A 24,334-nucleotide genomic window follows, 5' to 3' on the forward strand; every position below is an offset into this window, starting at 1 on the left:
GTCCGACCTGCGTTTCCGCAGGTCGGACGGGCTCTTTTGAATGTGGAGCCTAGGAGATTCGAACTCCTGACATCTGCCTTGCAAAGGCAGCGCTCTACCAACTGAGCTAAGGCCCCGAAAAAAGGACATCACGGCGCACAGCCACGTCGCGAGGTCCGTCGCAGAACAGAGTACCGGGTGACCCCCTGAATCTTGCAAAAGGAGTTGGGACTCCCGGTCTGGAACCGCTCTCCGTAAGATGCACGACGAGGTTCGCAGCAGCGAAGCCGCAGCGAAGGGGAGACGCAATGGACGCAGCTCAGCAAGAGGCCACGGCTAGAGCCAGGGAGCTTCAGCGCAGCTGGTACGGGGAGCCGCTGGGGGCGCTCTTCCGCAGGCTGATAGACGACCTGGGCCTGAATCAGGCCCGGCTCGCCGCGGTGCTCGGGCTGTCCGCCCCGATGCTCTCCCAGTTGATGAGCGGCCAGCGCGCCAAGATCGGCAACCCTGCTGTCGTCCAGCGGGTGCAGGCACTTCAGGAGCTCGCCGGCCAGGTGGCGGACGGCAGCATCAGCGCGGGTGAGGCGACGGAGCGCATGGAAGAGATCAAGAAGTCGCAGGGTGGCTCGGTACTCACCAACACCGGTCAGGCCTCCAGCACAGGCGGAGCGCCCACCGTGCGACGTGTGGTCCGCGAGATCCAGTCACTGCTGCGGTCGGTCGCCGCGGCCGGTGACATCATCAATGCGGCCGACTCCCTCACCCCCGCGCACCCGGAACTGGCAGAGTTCCTCAGGGTGTACGGAGCGGGGCGCACCGCCGACGCGGTCGCGCACTACGAAGGCCACCAGAACTAGGGCCCTTCGGGAGGAACAGGCCCAGAGCCCGGAACTGCCACGGGGAAGCGGAGCCCGTGGCAGTATCCCGACAGCCGGGGCAGGAACCGATACGGAACGGGAGCGGGCACAGCGCAATGGGTGAGGTCTTCGCCGGTCGGTACGAGCTCGTCGATCCGATCGGACGTGGCGGGGTCGGCGCCGTCTGGCGCGCGTGGGACCACAGGCGCCACCGCTACGTGGCGGCCAAGGTCCTGCAGCAGAGCGACGCGCACACGCTGCTGCGTTTCGTCCGCGAGCAGGCACTGCGCATCGAGCATCCGCACGTACTCGCGCCGGCCAGCTGGGCCGCCGACGACGACAAGGTCCTCTTCACGATGGATCTGGTCAGTGGTGGATCCCTGGCCCACGTCATAGGCGACTACGGCCCGTTGCCTCCGCGCTTCGTCTGCCTGCTCCTGGACCAGCTGCTGTCCGGACTGTCCACGGTGCATGCCGAGGGGGTCGTGCACCGGGACATCAAACCGGCCAACATCCTCATGGAGGCCACCGGAACGGGCAGACCGCATCTGCGCCTGTCCGACTTCGGCATCTCGATGCGCAAGGGCGAGCCACGGCTGACCGAGACCAACTACGTGGTCGGTACCCCGGGTTACTTCGCGCCCGAACAGCTGATGGGCGCGGAGCCCGACTTCCCGGCGGACCTGTTCGCCGTCGGCCTGGTCGCGCTCTACCTGTTGCAGGGACAGAAGCCCGACGCCCAGGCACTGATCGAGTACTTCGCCGCCCATGGCACCCCTGGCGCCCCTCAGGGCGTCCCTGAGCCCCTGTGGCAGGTACTCGCCGGCCTGCTCCAGCCCGATCCGCACGCCCGCTTCCGCACGGCCACGGGAGCGCGCAAGGCGCTGACCGCAGCGGTGGAGATGCTGGCGGAAGCCGGTGGGGACGACGAGCCGGTGGAGGTGTTCGACCAGATCGGTCCCCTGCCGGCGGGATTCGGCCCCGACGGACCGGAACCCCCCGCCGAGGGAGCGCGCACACCCCCGCAGTCGGCCGGACGACCGGCAACGCCACCGCAGCCCTCACCGCGGTCGTACACGCCCGCGCCGGCCGACGGGCGCCAGCGCCAGTCGCCCTCCCCCCAGCCGTCCTCCATGTCGGAGACGGGCAGCTTCCACCTCGCACCTCCCCCGCAGCGGGCACCTGTCCCGCAGCCGGCCCCGGCCGCACCGTACGGGCCCTACGCGACTGGCTCCGCGCCGGACCCGTCCCAGGCGGCCACGGACGCCGTGCCCTACGGAGCGGCGCCCACCCGCGCCTACACGGCCCAGCACCTCCAGGCTCCCCAGGACGTCGCCCCGCACGCGCCCGCCCCACCACCCGCCCCCGCGAGGCGGCCGGGGCCTCCTCCGAAAGTGGCCGTGCCGGTACTGCTGGTGGCCCTGCTCTGCTTCGCGGTGGGCATCTGGGCGCTGACCCAGACCTGACCGGCTCCCAGGCTCCGGCCTGCCCACCGTCTTCATGGTGCCGCTCCTTTCGGCTCGACGTCGTTGACGACCTTGACCTTCAGCGTCAGCCCGATCGCGTCGTCGCCGCCGTGTTCCGCGACCTTCGGGGAGAACGTCACCGAGAGGTAGTGCCTGCCGGCGAAACGCATGGCGCTGACGTCCGCCGACGATGGGAACGGCCTCCGCATGTGGCACCTCCACGGTGCCGTAGCCGGCTCCCGCCCTTGTCCGAGCACGTAGCGGCCCCTCCCTGAAGCCCGCACAGCCCAGACCGCATTGCATACGCAACCAAAAGATTCGCTTACGCGAATCCCGCCACTACGGCGCCCGGACAGCGGGTCCGGACAGCACAAAGCCCCGGCCGCTCGGCGGCCGGGGCTCTTAGCAGACTGTTCCGTCTCACACACCCGGACCTGCGGGCACGGAGTCGGTCGCCTCCGTCCACAGATCCTGCTCGGCGCGATCCGCCTGGATCTGGCGGTACACGAGGAGCCCGCCGATGGCGGCCAGTGCGACCAGGAGAAGCTTCTTCACCGCGCGACCTCGTCTTTCCTTGGCGTAAGGGGGCCTTCTGCCGCCCGACTATACACACCGGCCGATACCGATCGGTGACCTGCCCGCAACCCCGCAGGCGGCCCTTTACGGGCCTCCAGGCACCTCGAAAGCAAGACATCGGAGCCGGTTGAACCATAAGAGTGGTGTTCATCGGAAGATCGGCGCACCCGGGGCGTCGCTCCCGGAATCCGGGGCCCACATCCACATCATCGGAAAGGTAAGCAAACCGGACCACCTGAAAGCGAGGGGCCATGAGCACCTTCAGGGTCAAGAGCATCTGGACCGCCTTCATCACCGCCTTCTTCGCACTTCTCGCCTCGCTGGGCCTCGCCACCGCCCAGACCGCAGCCGCGGAGCCGGCGACCACGAGCCAGGAGCACACGGGTGCGGCTACGGCAACCGCGAACACACCGTCGGTGCGATGGACCCTTCCGCGTGACAGGGCGCTGCCACCCACCATGAAGCAGCGCATCCGCGCCGAGGCGCACGGCTCGTCACCGGCCACCCGGCAGTCGGCGGCGGACAACACGGAGGCCGCACACGCGACCGGCAGTACACGCTCCGCCCGTGGCGCGGCTCCCGCCGGGGACTCCACCCCGCTGCCACCCTGAGAGCGTCACTGACACCACCCAGGCCCCTGGTCCGGTCCACACCGGCAGGGGCCTTCCTGTGTGCCCGGTGCGCCTGTCCGCCGACGCGCGGGAGAGAAGCAAGGCCGCTCCATCGTTCCGGGGCGGCTCGGCGGCTCCCGCGTACCGGATACCCGGCCGGGCCGCCACGGGCCCAGGTCCCGGCACCGTCCGACCGACCGTCACCAGGCGGAGCACTGTGGAACCGGGAAAGGCGTGAACCGGCCCCGACTCCCGGAGTCGGCCGCCCCTGGACCGCCGGAGCAACTGCCCCTCGGCTGATGTCAGACGTAGACGCAAAAGACCACCTACTCATTTGAGTAGGTGGTCTTCTGGCTGGTGGGGCTAACAGGATTTGAACCTGTGGCCTCATCCTTATCAGGGATGCGCTCTAACCAACTGAGCTATAGCCCCGCCGCGCTGCTGCGCTGACTTCTGAAGATTAGCGCACGTCGGGGCCAGTCCCAAAATCGATACCCGGCGCCCTACTCGTCCTCGGCGAGAGTGAGCTCGACACCACCCACGAAGCCGGCCGACAAGTTGTAGATGAAGGCGCCCAGCGTCGCCAGCGCGGTGGCCAGCACCACGTCGACCACAGCGATGACCGACGTGAAGATGAGGACCCGCGGCAGCGACAGGAACGACTGAAGATCGAAGCCGTTGCTCTCGTTCGAGCCGGTGGCCTCACTGATCGTGCCGCCCACGGTGGAGAAGACACCCATGGCGTCCATCACCATCCACAGGACCGCGGCCGCGACCACGGTGCAGATACCGAGGGCGATGGAGAGCAGGAAGCTCACCTTCATCACCGACCACGGATCGGCCTTCGCCACCCGCAGACGGGCCTTCCGGATACGCGGAGTCGTCCGCGCCCCCGTCCGGGGCTTACGCATCGCCTGTACGCCGCCCACGCCCTGCGCTCCGCCCTCTGTGCCGCCACCCTGCGTACCGCCCGCGGGGGACGGGTACGCCTGCGGCGGGTGATAGGGCCCCGCCTGGCCCGGTGCGGGCTCCCGCTCGCCGGGCAACGGCCCGGTCGCGTACCCCTCGTACTGCGGTTGAGGTCCCCGAGTGTCCGTCACAGTGCCCCCTTGGGAGTCCGTGGCAGGGCCACGGGCGCCGTTCGCACCTGCTCCGGAAGCGGCCGAACCATCGCCCGTGGCTCCACTCACGCTCTACTCCTCGTGCTCCCCGGCCGAAGGCGCCGTGCCTTCGACTGTGCCCTCGCCCACGATCGCGGCATCGGCCTCGACCGTGGCGCCTTCGGCCTCATCGGTCCCGTCGACCTCTTCGGCCTCACGACCTGCCTCGGCGTTGCGCGCGATGCCGACGACGGCATCACGCTTGCCCAGATTGATCAGTTGGACGCCCATGGTGTCACGGCCCGTCTCCCTGACTTCATTGACCCGCGTACGGATTACACCACCGCCGAGCGTGATGGCGAGGATCTCGTCCGCCTCCTCGACCACCAGCGCGCCGACGAGGGAACCACGGTCCTCCACGATCTTGGCGGCCTTGATGCCGAGACCGCCGCGACCCTGGACGCGGTACTCGTCGACAGCGGTCCGCTTCGCGTAACCGCCGTCGGTGGCAGTGAACACGAACGTACCGGGCCGGACAACATTCATCGAGAGCAGTTCGTCTCCCTCGCGGAAACTCATGCCCTTGACGCCCGAGGTGGCACGGCCCATGGGGCGCAGCGCATCGTCCGTAGCGGTGAACCTGATCGACTGGGCCTTCCTGCTGACGAGAAGCAGGTCGTCCTCGGCCGACACGAGTTCGGCACCGATCAGTTCGTCGTCGGCGCCGCTCTCCGTCTCCCGGAGGTTGATCGCGATGACGCCGCCCGAACGCGGCGAGTCGTAGTCCTTCAGCGAGGTCTTCTTCACCAAGCCGCCCTTGGTGGCGAGGATCAGATACGGCGCCGCCTCGTAGTCACGGATCGCCAGGATCTGCGCGATCTGCTCGTCCGGCTGGAAGGCCAGCAGGTTCGCGACGTGCTGACCGCGCGCGTCGCGGCCGGCGTCCGGCAGTTCGTAGGCCTTGGCCCGGTACACCCGGCCCTTGTTCGTGAAGAACAGCAGCCAGTGGTGCGTCGTCGACACGAAGAAGTGGTCGACGATGTCGTCTTCCCTCAGCTTCGTGCCCCGCACGCCCTTGCCGCCGCGCTTCTGCGAGCGGTAGTCGTCCGTCTTCGTGCGCTTCACATAGCCGCCGCGGGAGATCGTGACGACGATGTCCTCCTCGGCGATCAGGTCCTCGATGGACATGTCGCCGTCGAAGGGCACGAGCTTCGAACGCCGGTCGTCGCCGAACTTGTCGACGATCGCCGCGAGTTCCTCGCTGACGATGTTCCGCTGCAGTTCGGGCGACGCCAGGATCGCGTTGTACTCGTTGATCTTCGCCTGCAACTCGTCGTGCTCGGCGGTGATCTTCTGGTGCTCCAGTGCGGCCAGCCGTCGCAGCTGCATCTCCAGGATCGCGTTCGCCTGGAGCTCGTCGATCTCCAGCAGGCCCATGAGGCCCTCGCGCGCGATCTCCACGGTGTTGCTGCGCCGGATGAGTGCGATGACCTCGTCGATCGCGTCCAGGGCCTTGAGCAGGCCGCGCAGGATGTGCGCACGCTCCTCGGCCTTGCGCAGCCGGAACCTGGTGCGCCGGACGATGACCTCGATCTGGTGGGTCACCCAGTGCCGGATGAACGCGTCGATCGACAGTGTGCGCGGCACCCCGTCGACGAGCGCCAGCATGTTCGCGCCGAAGTTCGTCTGCAGATCGGTGTGCTTGTAGAGGTTGTTCAGCACGACCTTGGCGACCGCGTCCCGCTTCAGCACGACGACCAGGCGCTGGCCCGTGCGCGAGGACGTCTCGTCGCGAACGTCCGCGATCCCGCCGACCTTGCCGTCCTTCACCAGGTCGGCGATCTTCTGCGCGAGGTTGTCGGGGTTGGTCTGGTACGGGAGTTCCGTGACCACCAGGCACTGACGGCCCTGGATCTCCTCGACCGCCACGACGGCGCGCATCGTGATGGAGCCGCGCCCCGTGCGGTACGCCTCCTCGATGCCCTTGCGGCCGACGACCAGCGCGCCCGTCGGGAAGTCCGGGCCCTTGATCCGTTCGAGCAGCGCGTCCAGGAGCTCCTCGTGCGAGGCCTCCGGGTGCTCCAGGTACCACTGCGCACCGGCCGCGACCTCGCGCAGGTTGTGCGGCGGGATGTTGGTCGCCATACCGACCGCGATGCCCGCCGAACCGTTGATCAGCAGGTTCGGGAAGCGCGCCGGCAGGACCACCGGCTCCTGGTTGCGGCCGTCGTAGTTGTCCTTGAAATCGACGGTCTCCTCGTCGATGTCCCGGACCATCTCCATGGACAGCGGCATCATCTTGCACTCGGTGTACCGCATCGCCGCGGCCGGGTCGTTGCCCGGGGAACCGAAGTTGCCGTTGGAGTCCACGAGCGGCATGCGCATCGACCAGTGCTGCGCCAGTCGCACGAGCGCGTCGTAGATCGAGGAGTCGCCGTGCGGGTGGTACGTACCCATGACGTCACCGACGACGCGGGCGCACTTGTAGAAGCCCTTCTCGGGCCGGTAGCCACCGTCGTACATCGCGTAGAGCACCCGGCGGTGAACGGGCTTCAGGCCGTCCCGCACGTCGGGGAGCGCACGCGACACGATGACGGACATCGCGTAGTCGAGGTAGGAGCGCTGCATCTCCGTCTCGAGCCCCACGGGCTCGACACGCATGCCCACACCCGCTACTGCGGGCTCCTCTTCAGGTGTCACAGGGGTGTTCTCGTCGGCCATTGCTGGTCAAAGTCCTTTCGCGCTGCGGCTTGCTTGTACGGCCGACTCAGATGTCGAGGAAACGGACGTCCTTGGCGTTGCGCTGGATGAACGAGCGCCGCGCCTCGACGTCCTCGCCCATCAGCACGGAGAACAGGTCGTCGGCCTGCGCCGCGTCGTCGAGCGTGACCTGGCCGAGCACGCGGTGGTCGACGTCCATCGTGGTGATGCGCAGTTCCTCGGCGTTCATCTCGCCGAGACCCTTGAAGCGCTGGATCGAGTCTTCCTTGATCCGCTTGCCGTTCTGCTTGCCGAGCGCCACCAGAGCGTCGCGCTCGCGGTCCGAGTACGCGTACTCGAAGTCGTCGCGGCCCCACTTGATCTTGTAGAGCGGCGGACGCGAGAGGTACACGTGCCCGGACTCCACCAGCGGCCGCATGAAGCGGAACAGGAAGGTCAGCAGCAGGGTGTTGATGTGCTGGCCGTCGACGTCGGCGTCAGCCATCAGAATGATCTTGTGATAGCGCAGCTTCTCGATGTCGAAGTCCTCATGGACCCCGGTACCGAAGGCCGAGATCAGCGCCTGGACCTCGGTGTTCTGCAGGATCTTGTCGATACGGGCCTTCTCGACGTTCAGGATCTTGCCTCGGATCGGCAGGATGGCCTGGTACATCGGGTTTCGGCCGGACTTCGCCGAACCACCGGCGGAGTCACCCTCGACGATGAAGATCTCGCACTTCGTCGGGTCGTTCGACTGGCAGTCGCTCAGCTTTCCGGGCAGCGAGGCGCTCTCCAGGAGCCCCTTGCGCCGGGTCAGGTCACGCGCCTTACGGGCCGCGACACGCGCCGTGGAGGCGGCGATGCCCTTGCGGATGATGTCGGCGGCCTCGTTGGGGTTCCGGTCGAACCAGTCCGTGAGCTGCTCGTGGACGACCTTCTGGACGAAGGTCTTCGCCTCGGTGTTGCCCAGCTTGGTCTTCGTCTGGCCCTCGAACTGCGGCTCACCCAGCTTCACCGAGATGATCGCCGTCAGACCCTCGCGGACGTCCTCACCGGTGAGGTTGTCGTCCTTCTCGCGCAGCAGCTTCTTGTCGCGCGCGTAACGGTTGACCAGCGAGGTCAGCGCCGCACGGAAGCCCTCCTCGTGCGTGCCGCCCTCATGCGTGTGGATCGCGTTGGCGAAGGAGTAGACGCCCTCGGTGTACTGCGTGTTCCACTGCATGGCGATCTCGGCGGAGAGCAGCCGGTCCTTGTCCTCGGCCTCGATGTCGATCACCGACTGGTGAATGAGGTCGCCCTTGCGGGAGTTGAGGTACTTGACGAAGTCGACGATGCCGTTCTCGTAGTGGTACGTGACCGTACGGGTCGACTCGTCGTCGGGGACGTCGACCGCCTCGGCGCTGTCGGCACCTGCCGTGGCCTTCGCCGACTCCCGCTCGTCGGTGAGCTTGAGGGTGAGCCCCTTGTTGAGGAACGCCATCTCCTGGAAGCGGCGCGAAAGCGTCTCGAAGCTGTACTCGGTGGTCTCGAAGACGTCGCCGTCGGCCCAGAAGGTGACCGACGTGCCGGACTCCTCGGTGGCCTCGTGCTTGGCCAGCGGAGCGGTCGGAACACCGAGCTTGTAGTCCTGGGTCCAGCGGTATCCGTCCGTCTTGACCTCGACGGAGACCCGCGTGGACAGGGCGTTGACGACGGAGACACCCACACCGTGCAGACCGCCGGAGACGGCGTAACCGCCGCCGCCGAACTTGCCGCCCGCGTGCAGGACGGTCAGCACGACCTCGACGGCCGGCTTTCCCTCGGACGGCACGATGCCGACCGGGATGCCTCGGCCGTTGTCCACCACGCGCACCCCGCCGTCGGCGAGGATCGTGACGTCGATGGTGTCCGCGTGGCCGGCCATCGCCTCGTCGACCGAGTTGTCGACGACTTCCTGCACGAGGTGGTGCAGGCCGCGCTCACCGGTCGAGCCGATGTACATGCCAGGTCGCTTGCGGACCGCGTCCAGGCCCTCGAGCACGGTGATCGCGCTGGCGTCGTAAGAGGCGGTGACCTCCCCGGGCGCACCGGTGGTGGACGGGATGTTCTCGTTGGGGTTGCCGGAATCGGCCACGAAGCGCCCTTTCTGGCACAGCACAGGCCGTTCTCCGGCTCGCGGGAGCGGCTGCGTCGTTCGGCGTGTATCGACGACTCCCGCGAGGAAGCGGGATTGTCCACCAGTCTACCGGTAGCTCCGACATGAATGGGGGTTTGCCGGTGCCTGAGTACGCATGTGCCGCCCTGAACCGGCGGCTGACGACTCCCCATATTCAGGAAGGGGCCCCGAGAGGCTCACGAGGGCATTGCGCGCTTCGGGCTGTCAACCTCCCGCTACGGTGAGGGACGCCTCACGCTTCCCGGACGAACCAAGAGGGCACATATCAGCACAAACCGGATGCGCCGTGTTCATGGCAAACCGGGGCAGAAGGCTGGTCACCGGCCATCAGGCGTTCCCCGGAGCGGTCCGGTGCCACCCGTCCGGGCACTGCCCGGGAAACGGAAAAAGCCCTGCTCAGCCGTAGGTGTCGCCGGGGCCCTTGCTTCCCGGAGCCCGCAGAGGACCGAACCTGCGCTGCGAACCCTGGGGTCCCAGCACCTTGATCAACCGCACCGTGCCCTGCCCGAGATCCGCGTTCAGCCGGGCCACCAGCTGCGGCGCCAGCAGCCGCAGCTGCGTCGCCCACGCCGTCGAGTCGCACTGGACGGTCAGAACCCGCTCAGCCGGGTCCTCGTCGTACCGCAGGGGCACGCAGTGATTGGCCAGATCGTCACCGACGATCTGCGGCCAGCGGCCCATCACACCGCCCACCGCGGCGGGCGTCTCCCAGCCCCGCTCGGTGATCAGCCGGTTGATCGCCGAACCAAGGGCCAGCGGATCACGGCCGTCGGAGCGTGCTCCCGACCGCAGCCCGCCGCCACGCCTGGCCTGTTTCTTCTGCTGTGCGGCGGCGCCCCGCGCCCGTGCCTGCTCCTTTGCCGCGCGCAGGGCCACCCGTGCCAGGTCGACGCCCGACGCCTCGGGCTGCTTCGCGGGGCCCGGAGTGGGTGCGCCCGTCTCGTCCGCTCCGCTCACCGCCGCTCCACCGCACCCGCCGACACCGCGTACCGCGCTCCCGCCAGGACTCCGGGGACGTCGTCGTCCACCGCGGCCGTCACCAGCACCTGCTCGCCCCCCGCGACCAGCTCGGCCAGCCGCTCGCGGCGGCGCGCGTCCAGCTCGGCGAAGACGTCGTCGAGCACGAGCACCGGCTCGTTCCCCTCGGTGCGCAGCAGATCGTACGAGGCCAGCCGCAACGCCAGGGCGTACGACCACGACTCACCGTGGCTCGCGTACCCCTTGGCCGGCATTCCGCGCAGGCTCAGGACCAGGTCGTCCCGGTGCGGCCCGACCAGGGTCACGCCACGTTCGATCTCCTGCTTCCGCGCCTGCGCCAGCGCGGCCGTCACCTGCTCGTACAGCTCCTCGCGGGTGCGTGCGGGCTCCACATCGGCACCGATCGAGCTTCGGTACTCCAGCGACACGGGACCGCCGCCGGGAGCCACGTCCGCGTACGCCTTGTCCGCAAGCGGCTGCAGGGTCGCGATCAGGTCCAGCCGCTGCGCGAGGAGTTCGGCTCCCACCTGCGCCAGATGCTGGTCCCACACGTCCAGGGTGGACATGTCCATCGACCGGCCGCCGTGCCTGCGGGCCATGGCGGCGGACTTCAGAAGGGTGTTCCGCTGCTTCAGCACACGCTCGTAGTCGGAGCGGACGCCGGCCATGCGCGGGGAACGCGCCGTGATCAGTTCGTCCAGGAAGCGGCGCCGCTCACCGGGGTCGCCCTTCACCAGGGCGAGATCCTCGGGTGCGAACAGCACCGTCCTCACGATCCCCAGGACGTCACGCGGTCTGACCTGCGACGACCTGTTGATTCGCGCCCGATTGGCGCGGCCGGGATTGAGCTCCAGCTCGATCAGCTGCGAACGCTCGCCCCGGGTGACCGCGGCGCGCACCACGGCGCGCTCGGCGCCCATCCGGACCAGGGGAGCGTCCGAGGAAACCCGGTGGCTGCCCAGCGTCGCGAGATAGCCGACAGCTTCGACCAGATTGGTCTTGCCCTGGCCGTTGGCCCCCACGAACACGGTGACGCCCGGATCGAGAGGCACCTCGACCCGGGCGTACGAGCGGAAGTCGGCCAGCGAGAGATGCGTGACGTGCATGGTCGCCGACCTTTCCGACTGCTCTTCCGTGTGCTGCTGTACCGCCTGCCGCTTGCTCCGGCGGCTACTTCTTGTTCTCGACCGCGTGTCCGCCGAACTGGTTGCGCAGCGCGGCGATCATCTTCATCTGCGGGGAGTCGTCCTGCCGCGAGGCGAAGCGCGCGAACAGGGACGCCGTGATCGCGGGCAGCGGCACCGCGTTGTCGATGGCCGCCTCGACCGTCCACCGGCCCTCGCCGGAGTCGGCCGCGAAGCCGCGCAGCTGGTCCAGGTGCTCGTCGTCGTCCAGCGCGTTGACCGCCAGGTCGAGCAGCCAGGAACGGATGACCGTGCCCTCCTGCCAGGAGCGGAAGACCTCGCGCACGTCCGTGACGGAGTCGACCTTCTCCAGGAGCTCCCAGCCCTCGGCGTACGCCTGCATCATGGCGTACTCGATGCCGTTGTGGACCATCTTGGCGAAGTGGCCGGCGCCGACCTTGCCCGCGTGGACGGAACCGAACTGACCCTCCGGCTTGAGGGCGTCGAAGATCGGCTGGACCTTCTCGACGTGGGCGGCGTCGCCGCCGTACATCAGCGCGTAGCCGTTCTCAAGGCCCCAGACGCCGCCGGAGACACCGCAGTCGACGAAGCCGATGCCCTTGATGCCGAGTTCGACGGCGTGCTTCTCGTCGTCGGTCCAGCGGGAGTTCCCGCCGTCCACGACGATGTCACCAGGGGAGAGCAGCTCGGCCAGCTCATCGACCGTGGACTGGGTCGCCGCACCTGCCGGGACCATGACCCAGACGACGCGCGGGCCCTTGAGCTTGCCCACAAGTTCTTCGAGGCTGTGCACATCGGCGATGTCCGCGTTGCGGTCGTAACCGATGACGGTGTGGCCTGCGCGGCGGATGCGCTCACGCATGTTGCCGCCCATCTTGCCGAGGCCGACGAGACCGAGCTCCATCAGAGATTCCTTAAGCGTTGTGCCGATTCGTACCCGGGTCCGAGCCTACGCCCGCCCAGGACGGCACGGCGGGGGGCGGCGCAGGTGGGCACGCTCGGCGCTGAGCCTGCCCACCGGAAGCCGGGATGAGGGAACGATGCCCGGATCAGCCGGAGAGGCGCACCGGCATGATCAGGTACTTGTAGGCGTCGTCGGCCTCGGCGTCGACGGCCGGGCGGCCGCTGAGCAGGGCGGGCTTGGTCGACGTCGTGAAGGAGAGCTGAGCCACCGGGGAGTCGATGGCGCTGAGCCCGTCCAGCAGGAAGGTCGGGTTGAAGGCGATCGAGATGTCGTCGCCCTCGAGCACCGCGTCCACGCGCTCCACAGCCTGTGCGTCGTCGCTGGAGCCGGCCTCCAGGATCAGGACGCCCTGCTCGAAGCTGAGGCGCACCGGGGTGTTCCGCTCGGCGACGAGGGCCACGCGCTTGACGGCCTCGACGAACGGCGCGGTCTCGATGACCGCCACCGAGTTGAACTCGGTGGGAAAGAGCGTCCGGTACTTCGGCAGGTCGCCCTCGAGCAGCCGGGTGGTCGTACGACGTCCCGCGCCCTCGAAACCGATGAGTCCCTCGCCGGCACCCGACCCCGACAGCGCCAGGGTCACCGTGTCGCCGCTGGTCAGCGCCTTGGCGGTGTCCAGGAGGGTTTTGGCGGGCACCAGGGCCACTGCGGAGGCGTCCGGGTTCTCCGGCTTCCAGAGGAACTCACGCACGGCGAAGCGGTAGCGGTCGGTCGACGCGAGGGTCACGGTGTCGCCCTCGATCTCGATGCGGACACCGGTCAGGACGGGCAGGGTGTCGTCGCGCCCGGCCGCGATGGCGACCTGGGCCGCAGCCGAGGCGAAGACCTCACCGGGGACGGTACCCGTGGCGGTCGGCATCTGCGGAAGCGCCGGGTACTCCTCCACAGGCAGTGTGTGGAGGGTGAAACGCGAGGAGCCGCAGACCACGGTCGCCCGCACGCCGTCGGTGGAAATCTCCACGGGGCGGTTAGGAAGGGCGCGGCAGATGTCGGCGAGCAGCCGGCCGGAGACGAGCACCGTGCCGTCCTCCTCGATCTCCGCGTCCACGGAGACCTTGGCCGAGACCTCGTAGTCGAAGCTCGAGAAGCTGAGGGCGCCGTCCTCAGCCTTCAGCAGAAGGCCCGCGAGAACGGGCGCCGGCGGCCGGGCCGGGAGGCTGCGGGCCACCCAGGCCACTGCCTCCGCGAGTACGTCGCGCTCCACCCGGATCTTCACCGGAACCGCCTCCTGCTGTTGCTCGCTCGCCCTGCTGGCCTCGTCGTCTGACCGGGGCTCCCTGCCGATGGGCTGGGGAGGCCGCCGGGGTCCAGTCTGACGTACGGCGCCGACAGCCGTTGCTGCTCGGGGTCAAGTCGCACCAAGAGGTTCGCCGAGCTCGTCGCTCGAGTTGTGCACAGGCCCCACTTCGAAGCTGATTCCTGGCTAACTCTGAGTGGTAGTAGTAGTAGGCCCTGTGGAAACCGTGGATAACGTTGTTTCCGCAGGTCACACTCGGTTTTTTGTCCACCGACCCTGTGGGTGACACCGGTGGACAACCGGGCACTTCTGTGGACACAGGAAAGTTCTGCACACCCGATGCACAGGGCAGGGTGACTTCTCCCCAGGGCTGTCCCCAGGTTTACCCCCGTTCCCCACAGCTGAACCAAGACCCCTGGTGTGACGCCTTTCACTCTTGGCGGTGAAGGCGGGTGTCGGGTTGCCGAACAGTGGACAGGCGTGTGGAGAAGCTGGGGACAAGAGGGCCTGACCTGTGGGCCGCCGGTGGACAACGGGCTTGGGCCCCTGTGGACGAAAATTCTGTCCACAGGCTGTGGATCGTCGTTGACCACAAATCCCCAGGCACTTGACCTGGCCTGATGGAGTATCGGTAGCGAACCCTGTGGACGCAATCTGGACAACTTCGCAGTCCCCAGGCTGTGGACACCAAAAACCCAGGTCATCTGTGGAGAAGCGCCCTTCCGAGGCCCGTATTCGAACACTCCGCGCCGAAGCCGCCCGCTCTGACGACGGCGAGAAGGCTGCCAACGAGCCTTCCAGGCGGGCTCAGCGGCCTCTCTCACCGTGCCGTCGGGCGGTTGCTGGCACCGTCTCATCGGCTCCTGACGAAGAAAGGCGCCCCACGAAAGACCTCTCGGTCCTCTCGTGGGGCGCCTCCGGGCGCGCTGTGCGGGGGGCTGTGCCTCGCCTCTGTCTCCGCCTGTGGCTTCAGCCGTTCTTGATGCGGTTGGTGAGCTCCGTGACCTGGTTGTAGATGGAACGCCTCTCGGCCATGAGAGCTCGGATCTTCCGGTCGGCGTGCATGACCGTGGTGTGGTCACGCCCGCCGAACTGGGCTCCGATCTTGGGCAAGGAGAGATCCGTCAGCTCACGGCACAGGTACATGGCGATCTGGCGTGCCGTCACCAGCACACGGCTGCGCGAGGATCCACACAAATCCTCTACCGTCAGCCCGAAGTAGTCCGCGGTCGCGGCCATGATGGCCGGCGCGGTGATCTCGGGGGCCGAGTCCTCGCCGCCCGGGATCAGGTCCTTGAGCACGATCTCGGTCAGACCGAGATCCACCGGCTGCCTGTTGAGGCTCGCGAAGGCCGTCACGCGGATGAGCGCGCCCTCGAGTTCACGGATGTTGCGCGAGATGCGGGACGCGATGAACTCGAGCACCTCCGGCGGGGCGTTGAGCTGCTCCTGCACCGCCTTCTTGCGGAGGATCGCGATACGAGTCTCCAGCTCGGGCGGCTGCACATCGGTGGTCAGACCCCACTCGAACCGGTTGCGCAGGCGGTCCTCCAGGGTCACCAGCTGCTTGGGCGGCCGGTCGGAGGACAGCACGATCTGCTTGTTGGCGTTGTGGAGCGTGTTGAAGGTGTGGAAGAACTCCTCCTGTGTCGACTCCTTGCTCGCGAGGAACTGGATGTCGTCGACCAGAAGGATGTCCACGTCCCGGTAGCGCTTGCGGAAGGTGTCGCCCTTCCCGTCGCGGATCGAGTTGATGAACTCGTTGGTGAACTCCTCCGAGCTCACGTACCGCACCCGGGTGCCCGGGTAGAGGCTGCGCGCGTAGTGCCCGATGGCATGCAGCAGATGCGTCTTCCCGAGCCCCGACTCCCCGTAGATGAACAGGGGGTTGTACGCCTTCGCGGGCGCCTCGGCCACGGCGACGGCCGCGGCGTGGGCGAAGCGGTTGGAGGCGCCGATGACGAAGGTGTCGAAGAGGTACTTCGGGTTCAGCCTCGCGTGCGGCTCGTTCGTGCCGGGAGGCGGCGCGGACTGTGTGCCCATCGGCCCGCCGCCGGCCCGGCCCGTGCCCGGTCCGCCCTGGCGGTGCTGAGGCTGCTGCTCCTGCAGATCACGGCGGTCGCGGCCGTCCCGCTGCTGGTCGTAGCCCTGGTGCTCGGACGGCTGCGGACGGTAGTCGTGCTGAGGCTGCTGCGGGCGGGGGCTCGCGTAGGGGTCGCGTTCCTGGTAGCCACCGTGCCGGGGCTGCCAGGAGAGGTCCTCCTGGCCGCGGGGCCAGGCGCCGGGCTCGGGCCGGTGCTGCTGGTAGTCCGGATACGCGGGACGGGCCGTCGGCATCCCGTCGTCCGAGGGCCTGGAGCCGTAGCTGTCGTACCCGTCGTTGTGCGAGGGCTCGTCGCGCGGGGGCCCCTGGTAGCGGTGGGGCTGGTGTGACCCGTGCATGGGTGGTGCGGGCGGCGCCGGGGGTTCGCCGGCGGAGTCGTCGACGGTGATCGCGATGCGGATCGGCCGCCCACACTCTCGGGTCAGTGCCTCGCTGATCAGTGGGGCGAGCCTGCCCTCCAGGACGCGCTTGCCCCACTCGTTGGGTACCGCGAGCAGCGCGGTGTCGGCTACGAGCGCCAGGGGCTGGCAGCGCTCGATCCACTGTTTGTCCTTGGGCTCGATGGCCTGCTGGCCCTCTCCGAGGAGTTGTTCCAGCACTCGTGGCCACACTGCGGCAAGATCGGCAGGTACGTCAGCCACAAGGCACGCTCTCTCGCATGTCCCACGAATGTGTGCTTCTCGGGACGGGATGGGTCGGGTCGGGTGAGGCCCGGCAGGGGGGAAGGAAAGGAACCGGAGTTCAGCCACGGTAGTCAGGGCGGCCCGCACGGTTCAAGTTGTTGTCCACAGGCTGTGTACAGCATGGGGTGCCGCAGAGCCGGTTTGACCGAATGGCGCAGCCGCGCGTACCGTGACCAGGTCGAGTTGTCGATGGCTGCTGCCGCCTGCCTCCGATGGGCAAAGATCACGATCTGTGATTGTGAAGCGGTGCACTAAGGCGTTTACGCGAGTTCCTCGTGGGCGCACGGTGACAGCCAGGCGATGTCCCGCCAACACACGAATCATTTCTGGAGCCCCCGAGTGAGCAAGCGCACCTTCCAGCCGAACAATCGTCGTCGCGCCAAGACCCACGGCTTCCGGCTGCGTATGCGCACCCGTGCCGGCCGCGCGATTCTCGCGAACCGCCGTGGCAAGGGCCGCAGCAGCCTGTCCGCCTGATCGCTTACAGGTCCATGACGTGCTGCCTTCCGAGAATCGGCTGAGGCGGCGCGAGGACTTCGCGACCGCGGTACGACGAGGGCGTAGGGCAGGACGCCCTCTCCTCGTCGTCCATCTAAGCAGCGGTGTAACGGACCCGCACGTGACTGGGGAGAGTACTCCTCCGCCGCGTGCGGGTTTCGTTGTCAGCAAAGCAGTGGGGGGAGCCGTCGTTCGCACCGCGGTGAAGCGGAAGCTTCGCCATCTGGTACGCGATCGGCTGGCTCAGCTGCCCCCCGGTAGCCTTGTTGTCGTACGAGCGTTGCCCGGATCGGGTGACGCCGATCATGCACAGCTGGCCCGAGACCTGGACGCCGCCCTTCGGCGGTTGCTGGGAGGGGGCGCGCGATGAAGTACCCGCTGCTGGCTCTCATCAAGCTGTACCAGTGGACGATCAGCCCGCTCCTCGGGCCCGTCTGCCGGTACTACCCGTCGTGTTCCCACTATGGATATACGGCGATCGACCGGCACGGAGCGATCAAGGGCACTGCGCTGACCGCCTGGCGCATCCTGCGTTGCAATCCGTGGTCACCCGGTGGCGTGGATTACGTACCGCCACGCAAACGTCCGCGGTGGCACGAACTGCTGCGCAGCTCTTTGCGCGGCGGCAAGGGCGGGGACTCAGCCGCCGATGTGCCTTCCGGGGGGTCGGTCTCCGAACCCCCGAGCCCGGCCAAAGAGACCTCGTCCAAAGCTCAAGGAGCCTGATTAGTGGACACGATTGCCAGTCTGTTCAGCTTTATCACCACACCTGTTTCGTGGGTCATCGTCCAGTTCCACAAGCTGTACGGAGCGATCTTCGGGGACGACACGGGGTGGGCCTGGGGCCTGTCCATCGTGTCCCTCGTGATCCTGATCCGGATCTGCCTGATCCCGCTTTTCGTCAAGCAGATCAAGTCGACCCGGAACATGCAGGTGCTCCAGCCGAAGATGAAGGCGATCCAGGAGCGCTACAAGAACGACAAACAGCGTCAGTCCGAAGAGATGATGAAGCTGTACAAGGAGACGGGTACCAACCCGCTCTCCTCGTGCCTTCCCATCCTGGCGCAGTCCCCGTTCTTCTTCGCCCTGTACCACGTGCTCTCGGCCATCGCCTCGGGCAAGACGATCGGTGTCATCGACCAGCCACTGCTGGACAGCGCGCGTAAGGCCCACATCATCGGTGCCCCGTTGGCCGCCAAGTTCACGGACTCCGAAGCGAAGGTGCACGCGCTCGGCGCCACCCTGCTGGATGTCCGTGTCGTCACCGCGATCATGATCGTGATGATGTCCGCGTCGCAGTTCTACACGCAGCGCCAGCTGATGACGAAGAACGTCGACCTCACGGTGAAGACGCCGTACATGCAGCAGCAGAAGATGCTGATGTACATCTTCCCGGTGATCTTCGCCGTGACCGGCATCAACTTCCCCGTGGGTGTCCTCGTGTACTGGCTGACCACGAACGTCTGGACCATGGGCCAGCAGATGTACGTGATCAACCGGAACCCCACTCCGGGCAGCAAGGCGCAGGACGCTTACCTGGGCCGGGTGCTCAAGAGTGTGACGTCGCACGGCGATGTACGGGGCAGGACGAGGCGCAACACCGTCAAGGCCATCGTTGCCAAGGGACCCGATCGCAACGACATCGAGCGCAAGTTCATCACCGGCCTCGGGAAGCTGGGTCTCGCGGCCCAGGAGGACGGGACGGTGGCGAAGAGCGAAGCCGCGGTGATCGAGGCCGAGGGCGGTACCGCGGCCAAGCGGCAGCAGCCCAAGCGTCAGACCAAGGCGCAGCGCCACACTGCGGCCACGCATCCTGGCGCGGCGAAGGACTCCGACTCCAGCGGTTCGGAACCCAAGACCTCGCTGGAGAAGCAGGACGCACCGCAGGAAGACAAGCCGAAGCCGGCGGGCAAGCCCGCCTCCGGCTCCTCACGCCAAGCCAAGTCCGGACAGCGCAAGGGCCCGCAGCGGCCCAAGCACCCGTCCAAGAAGTAAGAAGGAGTCCATCCGTGACGGAAGGCACCACCACCACGGCCGCTGAGGGCAGCGACACTCTGACCCGCCTCGAGCAGGAGGGCGAGATCGCGGCCGACTATCTCGAAGGCCTTCTCGACATCGCTGACCTCGACGGCGACATCGACATGGACGTGGAGGCGGACCGGGCCGCGGTCTCGATCATCAGCGACTCCGCACGTGACCTGCAGAAGCTTGTGGGCCGCGACGGTGAGGTGCTGGAGGCGCTTCAGGAGCTGACGCGCCTGGCTGTTCACCGTGAGACCGGTGACCGCAGTCGTCTGATGCTGGACATCGCGGGCTTCCGGGCCCAGAAGCGTGAGGTTCTCGCCGCGCTGGGCGCCAAAGCCGCGGACGAGGTCAAGAGCTCCGGCGAGCCGGTGAAGCTCGATCCCATGACGCCCTTCGAGCGCAAGGTCGTGCACGACGCGATCGCGGCGGCGGGTCTGCGGAGCCAGTCAGAGGGCGAGGAGCCGCAGCGCTTCGTCGTCGTTCTTCCGGCCTGACCGGATCCTTGTAGTGTCGGCCCCGTCTGTTCGCAGGCGGGGCCGATCTTTGTCAGCCCGATAGTCAGCCACCCACAGTGGGGCGGGGACTTCGTTCGGATCCGGTCGCACATGCGCGCGCCCGGTTGGACAAGCAGCTTGGGATGATCTGAGCGAGGCCCTTTGAGTGCGGTACGGAAGGACGGTCCCCGTGACAGAGGAAGCAGAGCTCCCTCAGGCGCCCAAGGAGGCGCAGGCGGTATTCGGAGAGTTCTTCCCAGAGGCTGTCAGGTATGCGGAGCTTCTCGCTGACGCGGGAGTCAAGCGCGGCCTGATCGGCCCTCGTGAGGTTCCTCGCCTGTGGGAACGGCACATTTTGAACTGTGCGGTCCTCTCCGAGGTGGTGCCCGAAGGCGTCACGGTCTGTGATGTGGGATCGGGGGCCGGCCTTCCCGGCATTCCGCTGGCTCTGGTGCGCCCGGATCTGAAGATCACGCTGCTTGAGCCGTTGCTGCGTCGCACGAACTTCCTTCAGGAGGTTGTGGAGCTGCTCGGGCTGGATCACGTGACGGTCGTGCGTGGGCGCGCCGAAGAGGTACTGGGGACGCTGCAGCCGGTTCACGTGGTGACGGCCCGCGCGGTGGCTCCTCTCGACCGGCTGGCGGGTTGGGGTGTCCCACTGCTCCGCCCGTACGGAGAGATGCTGGCGCTCAAGGGTGGAGCCGCCGAGGAGGAGATCCAGGGGGCTCGCGCAGCTCTGAGCAAGCTCGGTGTAGTAGAGACCGAGGTGCTGCACGTCGGCGAGGGGCTGGTCGATCCGACGTCCACAGTGGTGCGCGTGGTGGTCGGGGAGAGCCCGGGAGGTGTGAGGTTCGCCGCAAAGCGAGCCAAGGCTGCCCGGGTCAGCCGCACGCGACGACGCCGCTGAGGAGATTCCGGCAGGCATGTGACGCCACACCGTGCGCCCTTTTGTGGCTTTATGGATTGCTTTGTGTCGATGCTCCATGCAAGCAGTGATATGTGATGGCTGCGGAGTGTCGGGGTGGTACCGCTGGGCTGCGCAGGCATCGTGTTTCACGTGAAACGTCGCTCTCTGCTGCAGGGGATCATCGGCCGCGGTCGTGCGGCTGCCACGCCACGCGACCGCACCCCCGTACGGGTCGCCAAGTTGTCCACAGAACCGGATTCATCCACAGAACAGTCGGCCTCGCTGGTTCACGACCCCGAAAGCATGGCAGGCTCTGTTCATTGCGAGCCTGAAGTCGAGGAGAGTGAATCCTTGCGGTCCGACGCCAACATCGCGGGACCGATGACCGATCCGGTCCCCGGTCCCCGTACCGAGTCCCTTGGGGACGGTGTTTCACGTGAAACACCACCTCCGATGGACGACACCCCTATCGGTCGTGCTGCCCAGTTGGCGGTCGAGGCCCTCGGCCGTGCCGGTGAGGGGCTGCCCAGGCCAGACCGGACGCGCGTCATGGTGGTGGCCAACCAGAAGGGCGGAGTGGGCAAGACGACCTCGACGGTCAATCTCGCCGCTTCGCTCGCGCTTCACGGCGCCCGTGTTCTGGTGGTGGACCTCGACCCGCAAGGGAACGCCTCCACAGCTCTGGGGATCGACCACCACGCGGAGGTTCCCTCCATCTATGACGTCCTGGTGGACAGCATGCCGCTCTCCGAGGTGGTTCAGCCGGTTCCGGACGTCGAAGGTCTCTTCTGTGCGCCAGCGACCATCGATCTCGCCGGTGCGGAGATCGAGCTCGTGTCTCTGGTGGCGCGGGAAAGTCGACTGCAGCGGGCGATCCAGGCCTACGAGCAGCCGCTGGACTACATCCTCATCGACTGTCCGCCCTCGCTCGGTCTGCTCACAGTCAACGCGCTTGTCGCCGGAGCCGAGGTGCTCATCCCGATCCAGTGCGAGTACTACGCGCTTGAAGGGCTGGGACAGTTGCTGCGGAACGTCGACTTGGTCCGAGGGCACCTGAACCCTGATCTGCATGTGTCCACGATCCTGCTGACCATGTACGACGGAAGGACCAGGCTCGCCTCGCAGGTTGCGGAAGAAGTTCGTACGCACTTCGGCAAGGAAGTGCTGAGGACGAGCATTCCGCGGTCCGTGCGTATCTCGGAGGCGCCGAGTTACGGCCAGACCGTTCTGACGTACGATCCCGGCTCCAGTGGCTCCCTGTCGTACCTGGAGGCAGCCCGCGAGATCGCCCTGAGGGGCGTCGGGGTGCATTACGAGGCTCAGCACGCCTCTTCGGCCGAGCACGCCCGCACGGGCGTGTCGAACAATCAGCAGAGCAACTCGGAGGGCATGCAGTGAGCGAGCGTCGTAGAGGGTTGGGGCGTGGGCTCGGTGCGCTGATCCCCGCGGCTCCACAAGAGAAGCAGGTGGTGGGTTCCGACGCCTCGGCCGTGTCGTCCTTGCTGACAGCCGAGCGTGGAGTGGCCGCTGCGAAGGTGACGGCGTTGCCCGCGGGAGCCAAGGTCCCCGAGCCGAGTTCACCCGTTGGCGAGCTGGAGTCCGTCCCGGAACAGGCGAACGTCGCGGGTGCGTACTTCGCCGAGATCCCTCTCGCCTCGATCGTCCCGAACCCCAAACAGCCTCGCGAGGTCTTCGACGAGGATGCTCTGGCCGAGCTGGTCACCTCCATCAAAGAGGTCGGCCTTCTCCAGCCTGTCGTCGTACGTAAGGTCGCCGAGGACCGCTACGAGCTCATCATGGGTGAGCGACGCTGGAGGGCTTGCGGTGAGGCGGGGCTGGGGGGCATCCCGGCCATCGTTCGTGCGACGGACGACGAGAAGCTGCTCCTGGACGCGCTTCTGGAGAACCTGCACCGGGCTCAGCTGAACCCCTTGGAGGAGGCGGCTGCGTACGACCAGCTGCTCAAGGACTTCAAGTGCACCCATGACCAGCTGGCCGATCGCATCGGCCGGTCCCGTCCACAGGTGTCCAACACACTGCGGCTGCTCAGGCTCTCTCCGTCAGTGCAGCGAAGGGTCGCGGCGGGCGTTCTCTCCGCAGGCCATGCGCGGGCCCTGCTGTCGGTCGACGATTCCGAGGAGCAGGACCGGCTGGCTCACCGCATCGTTGCCGAGGGCCTGTCGGTGCGTGCGGTCGAAGAGATCGTGAACCTTCTCGGATCCGAGCCCACGAGTTCGGCCAAGGCGAGGGGCCCCCGCGCGGGCGGGCGGGTCTCTCCGGCTCTGACCGATCTTGCGTCGCGCCTTTCGGACCGGTTCGAGACACGGGTGAAGGTCGACCTGGGGCAGAAGAAGGGGAAGATCGTCGTCGAGTTCGCTTCGATGGAGGATCTGGACCGCATTCTCGGCAGCCTTGCTCCCGGTGAAGGGCGTGTCCTGGAGCGGAGTGCCGAGTCGGAGCAGGACGTGGCCGACGAGGGTTGAGCCGGCTTCAGGTAAAGGGCGGGCCAGGTTCCGGAACTTTCCGGAATCCGGCCCGCCCTTTGCCGTTCCTCGGTATCTCCACCACCTCTGGGTGGATACGATGCGATCTGGTATGGCGTATCCATCACCGTGATTCCACCTCAGAGGAGGCATGGGCCGTGCGATCACTGAATCGCAGCCACCTGGTGTCAGCCGGCTTGGGGCTTGGTGCTGTCGGGGGGTTCGTGGGCAGCCTGCTCCGAGAACGCAGTGTGCTCGCAGCCGCACGTGATGCGGCGGGCGAAGGAAGCGAGGAACCGCCTACATGGGGCGTCGGTTTGTACCGCTCACACTGGACAACCTTCCGGACCTCCCCAAGCGTTGCCGCTCGTGCGTCTTCTGGGAACTTGATCCGGTCAGCGGGCAAGCCGCGATAGAGGCCGGCAGGGCCGAGCTCGAGAAGGAAGCTTGGATCTCCGCCGTCCTGCTGGAGTGGGGTTCGTGCGGCAGAGTCGTCTACGTGGACGACGTGGCTGTGGGGTACGTCCTTTACGCTCCACCCGCGTACGTCCCACGGTCGACCGCCTTTCCGACCAGTCCCGTCTCCCCTGATGCCGTGCAGCTGATGACCGCCCTGATCGTGCCGGGGTTCCAGGGTCAGGGCTTGGGGCGCGTGATGGTGCAGACGATGGCCAAAGATCTTCTGCGACGCGGATTCAAGGCGATCGAAGCGTTCGGTGACGCGCGATGGAAAGAGCCGGCCTGCGTACTTCCGGCAGACCATTTGCTTGCTGTGGGGTTCAAGACCGTGCGTCCGCACCCCGCCTACCCGAGGCTGCGGCTTGAGCTTCGCACGACGCTTTCCTGGAAGGAGGACGTCGAGTTGGCACTGGACAGATTGCTGGGCGCAGTGCAGAAGGAACCCGCGCTTCGCCCGCTCTGAGCGGCCCGCAGAGCGGCGTGGGGAAAGCAGAACGGGCCCACCCGGCGGGTGGGCCCGTTTCACGTGAAACAGCGCGTGCTGCTACTCGCTGATGAAGGGCTCGAGGTCGCGGAGAATCGCGGCCTTGGGCTTGGCGCCGACGATGGTCTTGGCCACCTCGCCGCCCTGGTAGACGTTGAGCGTGGGGATCGACATGACGCCGTACTTGGCCGCGGTGGCCGGGTTCTCGTCGATGTTGAGCTTGACGATCTCGATCTGGTCGCCGTGCTCTGCGGCGATGGCCTCGAGCGACGGGGCGATCTGGCGGCACGGTCCGCACCAGGCGGCCCAGAAGTCCACGAGTACGGGCTTGTCGCTCTTCAGGACGTCCTCGTCAAAGGAGTCGTCGGTTACGTTCTTCAGGGCGCCGGCCACGGCTGCCTCCTTGAATTTGCGGGGGTGTGGGGTTGG

At 67.3% G+C, this 24,334-nt stretch carries 23 protein-coding genes and 2 tRNA genes; 12 read left to right on the plus strand and 13 right to left on the minus strand.

Annotated features, from left to right (window positions below; genetic code table 11):
• Nucleotides 1-43: 43 nt before the first annotated feature.
• A tRNA-Ala gene (locus ACFU5K_RS19300) sits at nucleotides 44-116 on the minus strand.
• Between the two features lie 171 nt (nucleotides 117-287).
• Here ACFU5K_RS19300 and ACFU5K_RS19305 point away from each other — a divergent pair.
• Both ACFU5K_RS19305 and ACFU5K_RS19310 read left to right on the plus strand, forming a co-directional pair.
• Nucleotides 288-836 (plus strand): helix-turn-helix domain-containing protein, encoded by a 549-nt coding sequence (locus tag ACFU5K_RS19305; protein WP_384063007.1) that lies wholly within the window; start codon nucleotides 288-290, stop codon nucleotides 834-836.
• 116 nt (nucleotides 837-952) lie between these two features.
• Nucleotides 953-2,302 (plus strand): serine/threonine protein kinase, encoded by a 1,350-nt coding sequence (locus ACFU5K_RS19310; protein ID WP_384063010.1) that lies wholly within the window; start codon nucleotides 953-955, stop codon nucleotides 2,300-2,302.
• Between the two features lie 32 nt (nucleotides 2,303-2,334).
• Here ACFU5K_RS19310 and ACFU5K_RS19315 read toward each other — a convergent pair whose 3' ends face one another.
• Both ACFU5K_RS19315 and ACFU5K_RS19320 read right to left on the minus strand, forming a co-directional pair.
• Nucleotides 2,335-2,511 (minus strand): hypothetical protein, encoded by a 177-nt coding sequence (locus ACFU5K_RS19315; RefSeq protein ID WP_384063013.1) that lies wholly within the window; start codon nucleotides 2,509-2,511, stop codon nucleotides 2,335-2,337.
• 211 nt (nucleotides 2,512-2,722) lie between these two features.
• Nucleotides 2,723-2,857, minus strand: a complete 135-nt coding sequence (locus ACFU5K_RS19320) for a DLW-39 family protein (protein ID WP_219818897.1) — start codon at nucleotides 2,855-2,857, stop codon at nucleotides 2,723-2,725.
• Nucleotides 2,858-3,129: 272 nt separating this feature from the next.
• On the opposite strand from ACFU5K_RS19320, the gene ACFU5K_RS19325 reads away from it, so the two are divergent.
• Nucleotides 3,130-3,489 carry a DUF6344 domain-containing protein gene (locus ACFU5K_RS19325; protein ID WP_384063016.1) on the plus strand — a complete coding sequence of 120 codons (360 nt, stop codon included), beginning with the start codon at nucleotides 3,130-3,132 and terminating at the stop codon, nucleotides 3,487-3,489.
• A 355-nt stretch (nucleotides 3,490-3,844) separates the two neighbouring features.
• Here the strand turns inward: ACFU5K_RS19325 and ACFU5K_RS19330 are convergent.
• From ACFU5K_RS19330 to dnaA, 9 genes are all read right to left on the minus strand, one after another.
• Nucleotides 3,845-3,921, minus strand: a tRNA-Ile gene (locus tag ACFU5K_RS19330).
• Nucleotides 3,922-3,992: 71 nt separating this feature from the next.
• Nucleotides 3,993-4,589, minus strand: coding sequence for a DUF3566 domain-containing protein (locus ACFU5K_RS19335; protein WP_384063019.1), 597 nt, complete (start codon nucleotides 4,587-4,589; stop codon nucleotides 3,993-3,995).
• Between the two features lie 93 nt (nucleotides 4,590-4,682).
• Entirely contained in the window at nucleotides 4,683-7,310 is a 2,628-nt protein-coding gene (gene gyrA, locus ACFU5K_RS19340) for a DNA gyrase subunit A (RefSeq protein ID WP_384063022.1), read from the minus strand.
• A 46-nt stretch (nucleotides 7,311-7,356) separates the two neighbouring features.
• Nucleotides 7,357-9,426, minus strand: a complete 2,070-nt coding sequence (gene gyrB / locus ACFU5K_RS19345) for a DNA topoisomerase (ATP-hydrolyzing) subunit B (protein ID WP_384063024.1) — start codon at nucleotides 9,424-9,426, stop codon at nucleotides 7,357-7,359.
• A gap of 414 nt (nucleotides 9,427-9,840) precedes the next feature.
• A complete protein-coding gene (locus tag ACFU5K_RS19350; RefSeq protein ID WP_384063027.1) occupies nucleotides 9,841-10,401 on the minus strand; it encodes a DUF721 domain-containing protein in 561 nt (186 codons plus the stop codon).
• Nucleotides 10,398-11,528: a DNA replication/repair protein RecF gene (gene recF / locus ACFU5K_RS19355; RefSeq protein WP_384063028.1), complete on the minus strand. Its 1,131-nt coding sequence runs from the start codon at nucleotides 11,526-11,528 to the stop codon at nucleotides 10,398-10,400. Before recF ends, ACFU5K_RS19350 begins: the two co-directional genes overlap by 4 nt.
• Nucleotides 11,529-11,592: 64 nt before the next feature.
• Nucleotides 11,593-12,471 carry a phosphogluconate dehydrogenase (NAD(+)-dependent, decarboxylating) gene (gene gnd / locus ACFU5K_RS19360; protein WP_384063031.1) on the minus strand — a complete coding sequence of 293 codons (879 nt, stop codon included), beginning with the start codon at nucleotides 12,469-12,471 and terminating at the stop codon, nucleotides 11,593-11,595.
• A 145-nt stretch (nucleotides 12,472-12,616) separates the two neighbouring features.
• Complete coding sequence (gene dnaN, locus ACFU5K_RS19365; protein WP_031090399.1) at nucleotides 12,617-13,747, minus strand: DNA polymerase III subunit beta; 1,131 nt, start codon at nucleotides 13,745-13,747, stop codon at nucleotides 12,617-12,619.
• Nucleotides 13,748-14,737: 990 nt separating this feature from the next.
• Nucleotides 14,738-16,513 carry a chromosomal replication initiator protein DnaA gene (gene dnaA, locus ACFU5K_RS19370; protein WP_384063033.1) on the minus strand — a complete coding sequence of 592 codons (1,776 nt, stop codon included), beginning with the start codon at nucleotides 16,511-16,513 and terminating at the stop codon, nucleotides 14,738-14,740.
• A 381-nt stretch (nucleotides 16,514-16,894) separates the two neighbouring features.
• Here dnaA and rpmH point away from each other — a divergent pair, with 381 nt between their 5' ends.
• The 9 genes from rpmH to ACFU5K_RS19415 all read left to right on the plus strand — a co-directional run bounded on the left by rpmH (nucleotide 16,895) and on the right by ACFU5K_RS19415 (nucleotide 23,884).
• Nucleotides 16,895-17,032 carry a 50S ribosomal protein L34 gene (rpmH, locus tag ACFU5K_RS19375; RefSeq protein WP_003967884.1) on the plus strand — a complete coding sequence of 46 codons (138 nt, stop codon included), beginning with the start codon at nucleotides 16,895-16,897 and terminating at the stop codon, nucleotides 17,030-17,032.
• 19 nt (nucleotides 17,033-17,051) lie between these two features.
• Nucleotides 17,052-17,423 carry a ribonuclease P protein component gene (gene rnpA / locus ACFU5K_RS19380; RefSeq protein ID WP_384063036.1) on the plus strand — a complete coding sequence of 124 codons (372 nt, stop codon included), beginning with the start codon at nucleotides 17,052-17,054 and terminating at the stop codon, nucleotides 17,421-17,423.
• Nucleotides 17,420-17,779 (plus strand): membrane protein insertion efficiency factor YidD, encoded by a 360-nt coding sequence (gene yidD, locus ACFU5K_RS19385; protein ID WP_384063039.1) that lies wholly within the window; start codon nucleotides 17,420-17,422, stop codon nucleotides 17,777-17,779. Before rnpA ends, yidD begins: the two co-directional genes overlap by 4 nt.
• 3 nt (nucleotides 17,780-17,782) lie before the next feature.
• Nucleotides 17,783-19,048 carry a membrane protein insertase YidC gene (gene yidC / locus ACFU5K_RS19390; RefSeq protein ID WP_384063042.1) on the plus strand — a complete coding sequence of 422 codons (1,266 nt, stop codon included), beginning with the start codon at nucleotides 17,783-17,785 and terminating at the stop codon, nucleotides 19,046-19,048.
• A gap of 14 nt (nucleotides 19,049-19,062) precedes the next feature.
• Nucleotides 19,063-19,572, plus strand: coding sequence for a protein jag (locus ACFU5K_RS19395; protein WP_384063045.1), 510 nt, complete (start codon nucleotides 19,063-19,065; stop codon nucleotides 19,570-19,572).
• A gap of 190 nt (nucleotides 19,573-19,762) precedes the next feature.
• Nucleotides 19,763-20,479, plus strand: coding sequence for a 16S rRNA (guanine(527)-N(7))-methyltransferase RsmG (gene rsmG, locus ACFU5K_RS19400; protein WP_384063096.1), 717 nt, complete (start codon nucleotides 19,763-19,765; stop codon nucleotides 20,477-20,479).
• A 303-nt stretch (nucleotides 20,480-20,782) separates the two neighbouring features.
• Complete coding sequence (locus ACFU5K_RS19405; RefSeq protein WP_384063098.1) at nucleotides 20,783-21,877, plus strand: ParA family protein; 1,095 nt, start codon at nucleotides 20,783-20,785, stop codon at nucleotides 21,875-21,877.
• Nucleotides 21,874-22,962, plus strand: a complete 1,089-nt coding sequence (locus tag ACFU5K_RS19410; RefSeq protein ID WP_384063048.1) for a ParB/RepB/Spo0J family partition protein — start codon at nucleotides 21,874-21,876, stop codon at nucleotides 22,960-22,962. The genes ACFU5K_RS19405 and ACFU5K_RS19410 overlap by 4 nt, the downstream gene beginning before the upstream one ends.
• Nucleotides 22,963-23,266: 304 nt before the next feature.
• A complete protein-coding gene (locus ACFU5K_RS19415) occupies nucleotides 23,267-23,884 on the plus strand; it encodes a GNAT family N-acetyltransferase (protein WP_384063049.1) in 618 nt (205 codons plus the stop codon).
• Nucleotides 23,885-23,965: 81 nt separating this feature from the next.
• On the opposite strand, the gene trxA is transcribed toward ACFU5K_RS19415, so the two are convergent.
• The gene (trxA, locus tag ACFU5K_RS19420) at nucleotides 23,966-24,298 is read right to left on the minus strand and encodes a thioredoxin (protein ID WP_327116789.1); all 333 of its coding nucleotides are present in this window, start codon (nucleotides 24,296-24,298) and stop codon (nucleotides 23,966-23,968) included.
• Between the last annotated feature and the right edge of the window lie 36 nt (nucleotides 24,299-24,334).

The sequence above is a fragment of the Streptomyces sp. NPDC057428 genome (genome assembly GCF_042803195.1).
GTDB lineage: Bacteria > Actinomycetota > Actinomycetes > Streptomycetales > Streptomycetaceae > Streptomyces.